The organism is Fulvivirga sp. M361 (assembly GCF_007097395.1).
In the GTDB taxonomy this organism is placed as follows: domain Bacteria; phylum Bacteroidota; class Bacteroidia; order Cytophagales; family Cyclobacteriaceae; genus Fulvivirga.
Window position 1 is genome coordinate 1 of record NZ_VKDC01000071.1, and the last position, 5,667, is coordinate 5,667.

The window sequence follows — 5,667 nt, forward strand, 5'->3', positions numbered from 1 at the left end:
GCCAATAAAACGGTATTGAAAATCTCTCTAACTGCTAAAAAAAGACCATGGATGAAGGGAATATTTTCTCAAATCAATAACCTAAGCCCTCCTTTCAATTATTCCAATGCATAATCCGGGTTTATCGCATTGAATTGGCGAGAGAGGGAAAAAGCGGTTGCTCTTTTTATTCTTTTCAAGCCATACATCCAATTCCGTTTTTTCCTGCTCATCCAGCAGCTTATACAGTTTCCCGTATTCTTTGAGCATGAGCCATTGGTCGAAACTTACTTTCATTAAAATCACCTTTGCATATTCTAAAAAAGACATCTTCATTTTTCTTTTTTTTAGCTCTATACAATGATATAAACAGCAAATTATAATTCGAACAATTTTTAGTTAGAAAAATATTAGAATTCAATTTCTAATTTCAATCTGTGGTAAAGACTTTGGAATAATAATAAGAACAAATGTCCCTGTTCCTTCAGTAGAATTAATGACCAACTGACCGCCATGAATCTTTATTATCTTATGAGCAAGAGGTAATCCTATCCCAAAACCTTTGAAGTTACGCACGTTTGACGCTCTGAAAAAAGGTTCTATAATACTCTTTAGCTCATCTTGTGGGACACCAACACCATAATCAATGATCTCAATTATTACATTGACATAATCAGCTTTAATTTTTACAATCACCACACTATTGTTAGAAAACTTACAGGCATTGTCCATGATATTGGTAAACACCATTTTCAATAAACTTTTACTACCTTGAATGATCAGTTGGTCAGGATCATCAGGAAATGTGGTAAAGTCAAAAATGATATTATTATCAGGGTTAATACTGTCCAGATCATCCTTCACATCCAGTAATAACTCGTCAATCCTTAAACTTTCAATGGTTAGCCCGTTTTTGCCATGATTCGTCTCGGCGAGTTTTAGCAAACTTTTGACCAGAGGCTCCAGACGTCCGGCCTCTTTCTCCACTGTCTTTAATGATTGAATATAATCCAGTTTGGAACGCTCATTTCTCAAAGCAATTTCTACCTCTCCTAAGATAGCTGTTAATGGGTTCCTCAATTCATGCGAGGCGTTATTGACAAAACTTCTCTGAATATCAAAAGATGTCTCAAGCCTGTCCAGCATATTATTAAGCGTCAGGGCCAGCTCTGTCAACTCATCTTTTTTACGACCTGTCTCCAGTCTTAAGTGCAAATTCATGGCACTTATCTGGTTAGCCTTTATTGTAATTTTTGAGATAGGTTTTAAGATTTGCCTGGCATAGTAAGACCCTACTATATAGATTACACCCAGATTGGCTAAAAATATTGCAATAAGTATATGCAACAAATTACTAAGCTTGGACTGACCGTACTTGTCTACAGCGGATATTACAACTATAAAATCTCCCTGATTATCTGAATAGGGAATTCCTACGTAATAAGTGTCATACTTTTTAGCCTGAGCATATTCTTCTGATATTATCTTTTCAAAAAATGACGACGGAAACTGATTTAAATATTCATCACCTTTTGACAATTCCTTTATAAGTCTTTGAAATACCAACACCTTGGGTTGTTCCTTCAAAGAATCAGCCCTTGATGATTCCTCTATCCGGCTAATAGAAACTATATGTTCTTGTTCCCGGGGCAATATTTGGAGATGGCGTTTACGGATATCATCATAAATATTTGAACTCATTTCATCTTTTCAAGCAATGCCTGAGCTGCTATCGTAGCCCTTTCTTTTAACCGTTGATAAAAATCATTTTCGGTATAGAGTGTGGCAAAGCAAAAAATTAAGATAAATGCTATCAATAACAGACTGGCTGTTATTAAGGTGAAAATGAGCGTTATTTTATTGCGGATTTTCAATAAGCTAATTTTCTTCTCTCATCACATACCCCATGCCAATTACTGTATGGATCAATTTCTGATCAAATGCCTTATCAACTTTATTCCTCAGGTAATTGACATACACATCTACAACATTGGTCCCCATATCAAAATTGATATTCCATACATTTTCGGGTAGGTCGACTCTCGAAAGGACTTTTTTCTGATTCTTCATGAAATATTCTAACAGCCGGTATTCAGTAGGTGTCAACGTTATCTCTGAATTTGCTCTGCGTACAGTTTTAGCGTCGAGATTGAGCTTCATATCTGCAATAGAGAGAATTTGCTCACTATCTTCAAAAAGTCCTTTTCTTCTTGAAATAGTCCTAATTATTGCCAATAGCTCGGAAAATTTAAATGGTTTTGTCAGATAGTCATCGGCACCACTATCCAATCCATTCACCACACTTTCTGTAGTGCCCAATGCGGTTAACATTAATATTGGTAACTGTTTATTTTCACTGTCTCTAATTTTCCCACAAACGTCCAAACCGGTCATTTTAGGGAGAATAACGTCTAAAATCAACAGATCAAATTGGTTTTCAGAAAGAATTGCCAGCCCTGACTCCCCATCATGGGATATAGTCACTTCATACCCTTCCTCATCCAGCCCCTTTTTTATAAAAGATGCCACATTCAATTCGTCTTCTATAAGAAGAATTTTTTTTATCATACCCTTCACTATCAGTTATACGCTTTACTATACTAGATAAAAGGCCAAAGATCATTAGAGTAATAATGATAATTATTTTCCTTTTATTATCTGCTCATACGGCACCATATTAAAATTATGATTTGCCGGTTATCAAACTGATTTTTCAGGATTAGAATTACGCTATCGATTACAATCAAAACAGTATTATCCATTTAACCTTGATTTCAGGCGGCAGGTATACGAATATGGAAATAATTTTGGGCTTGTTACCGGAATTTTTCAATCTGATTGCCCTTTTCAGCATCTTGAATTTTCTCATTTGGAAAGGGTAGAAGATTGACCACCGGAGAAAGTAAATGTTCTTAGAAAGCTATCATCAATACGAAACTTCTAAGTGCACTATTTGTTTCTTCACCTCCACCTTTATATTCAAAGTCCAGTACAAATATTGTTTAAGTTCACCTTTATAATATTGACTTACAGTTATTCAGCCATTTTATTCATACTTCAGCGTAGTTACCGGGTTAATAAAAGAAGCTTTAAGCGCATGATAGAGTATCGTAATCATCGACACTATAAAGGTGATTATGCCCGCAATAACGAATGGCCATATTTGAAGGTTTATTCTATAAGCAAATTCGCTTAACCATCTTTCCAGGAGGAAGTACGAAGTAGGAATACTGACGGCAAAAGCGATTAAAATCAGGTAGATAAATTCTTTTGAAAGAAGGATAAGGATCTGAGAGGTTTTGATACCTAAAACCTTCCGCAAACCGATTTCCTTGGTTCGTCTCTCTATGTTGAAAGTAGCTAGTCCAAATAAACCTAAACATGCCACACCGATGGCCAATACGGAAAAAATGACCGTAATCTTACTCAGTTTTTGCTCTGCGCTATAAGATTGGTTTAGGCGGTCTTCTAAAAAGAAAAAATCAAACGGTCTGTTGGGAAGTGTTGAAGTCCACGCTTTTTTCACATCGGCAATGGCCTGGTTCAAATTACGATGATCAACTTTTATAGCGAGGTATTTAATAAACAAATTGAACGCTGCGGGCTTAGTATTCAGGTCTAACACCAACGGACCGATAGGATGGTGCTTTGAAACAAAGTTATAGTCCCTTACCACTCCTACTATCTTACCCTTTAGTTCATTTTTATAATAAAACTGCTTACCAACAGCCTCTTCAGGGGAATGCCAGTTCATGGCCTTTACCATCGATTCATTCACTACGTAGGCCAATGAATCATCCGTCAGGTACTCCCTTGAGTAGTCGCGACCGGCTACCAATTCAATATCCATTGTCCCGGTAAAGTCATGCAAGACACTAAACCTGGGAAAGGGTTTAGATATTTCCATCCCTTCAAACCTGTAATTTTGAACCTGATGTTTTGCCCCTACGATTTCTTCAACCCCGGTGACTGATGAAATATGAGCGCTCTGAAGGGCTTTATTTCTGAAGCTTTCGTAATGTTGACCCATTGGAGACCTGATGACCGGGACCATTATAACATGTTCCCGGTCGAAACCTACATCCTGATCTTGCAGAAGCTGAAACTGATCGATAGCTACAATGGTACCAGCAATCAGGAAAATAGAAATTGAGAACTGAGATGTGACAAGTATTTTTCTGAAATTCAACCCTTTTGCCTTTAACCGGACACTCTTCAATACGGACACCGTTTTAAAAGAAGACAGGATAAATGCCGGATAAAAACCGGAAAAGAAACCTACAGAAAGTGATAGCAGTAAGGCCCACAGAATATAGCCCGGTTTTAAAAGCTGTGTCAATTCAATTTCTTTTTCTACAAGTAGGTTAAAGGATGGAAGCACAACCAGTACAACCAAAAAAGCTATTAATGTTGCGAGCAAGGTCATCAAAATCGACTCAAGTACAAACTGAATAACCAATTGTGACTTTTTGCTTCCAAGTGATTTTCTAACGCCTACTTCTTTAGCTCTTTTGGTAGCCCGTGCTGTACTTAAATTAATGAAATTGATGGTAGCAATGACCAATACAAAAAAAGCGATAGCTCCGAATATATAAATGCTTTTTACCTCACTGTTTGCCTGTATCTCGTAATCAAGTTTTGAATACAGATGAATATTATGGAGAGGTTGAAGCTCTAATTCGACATCGGAGCTAATAAAACCGGGGAAGTACTTTTGAACAAACGCCGGAAGTTGCTTTTCAAATTGCTTTTGATCGGTATTTTCTTCCAGTACGATGTAGGTCCAGCAGGGATTCCAATACCATGTACCCGGATAAGTCCCGTTGTACCAATGCTTCAGGCTTGAAAAAGAGATGATAAAATCATACTGAAAATGTGCATTTAATGGTGCATCTTCCAATATGCCGGTCACCTTTAAATTCTGACTTCCCTGAAATTCCAATAACTTTCCCATCGGATCTTCATCTGCAAAGTACTTTTTGGCCATGGAAGGTGTAATAAGAATTGAATTGGGTTGATCCAGCACATTTTTCCGATTTCCTGCCAGGAGCTGAAAATCAAAAACGTCAAGAAAACTTGAATCAGCAAAGAATATCTTTGATTCATTGAATGCCTTATCGGCCGGTTTATTGGACAGCGCCAATGTCGGGGACTGGAAATTAAATAGTCTTACTGAATGTTCAACCTGCCTGGGAAAGTCATTTTTTAACGTGGAGCCTGCCGGAAAAGGCAAACTAGCGGAATGTTCCCCTACTCCTTCACTTTCAAAACGCTCTAAAACCCGGTAAGTCCTGTCAGATTTGGTATGAAAACGATCGTAACTAAGTTCATCCTGGATATAGAGAAAAGTCAAAATGAAGCAAGCCAGCCCAATCGCGAGTCCACTGACATTAAGTAAAGAATAGACCTTCTGCCTGACAAAGTTACGCCAGGTAACCTTAAAGTAATTTTTTAACATAATTGTCTGTTTTGTTTTGGGATATGTTTTTATAGCGAAAGGGCGAAACAGATCCAGCACGTCAATTCCAAATAATAGATCAGCATTCATCCGTATCCGTCCGAGGAACGCGTGGGTTAATCTTCTGTCAAGCCTTTGTATTTCTCCCAGTTGTTCGGTAGTAGCTGATAGAGCTTCTTATGTTTGATGGACTGGATCCTTTCGTAAACATCTGTAAGCCATTCCGACTC

3 protein-coding genes are annotated in these 5,667 nt (G+C 37.6%); all 3 read right to left on the reverse strand.

Annotation, left to right across the window (positions count from 1 at the left end):
* Window positions 1-396 precede the first annotated feature (396 nt).
* Window positions 397-1,680: a HAMP domain-containing sensor histidine kinase gene (locus FNH22_RS31310; RefSeq protein ID WP_143402483.1), complete on the reverse strand. Its 1,284-nt coding sequence runs from the start codon at window positions 1,678-1,680 to the stop codon at window positions 397-399.
* Between the two features lie 177 nt (window positions 1,681-1,857).
* A complete protein-coding gene (locus FNH22_RS31315; RefSeq protein WP_143402484.1) occupies window positions 1,858-2,547 on the reverse strand; it encodes a response regulator transcription factor in 690 nt (229 codons plus the stop codon).
* A 478-nt stretch (window positions 2,548-3,025) separates the two neighbouring features.
* Window positions 3,026-5,437, reverse strand: a complete 2,412-nt coding sequence (locus FNH22_RS31320; protein ID WP_185154527.1) for an ABC transporter permease — start codon at window positions 5,435-5,437, stop codon at window positions 3,026-3,028.
* Window positions 5,438-5,667 lie beyond the last annotated feature (230 nt).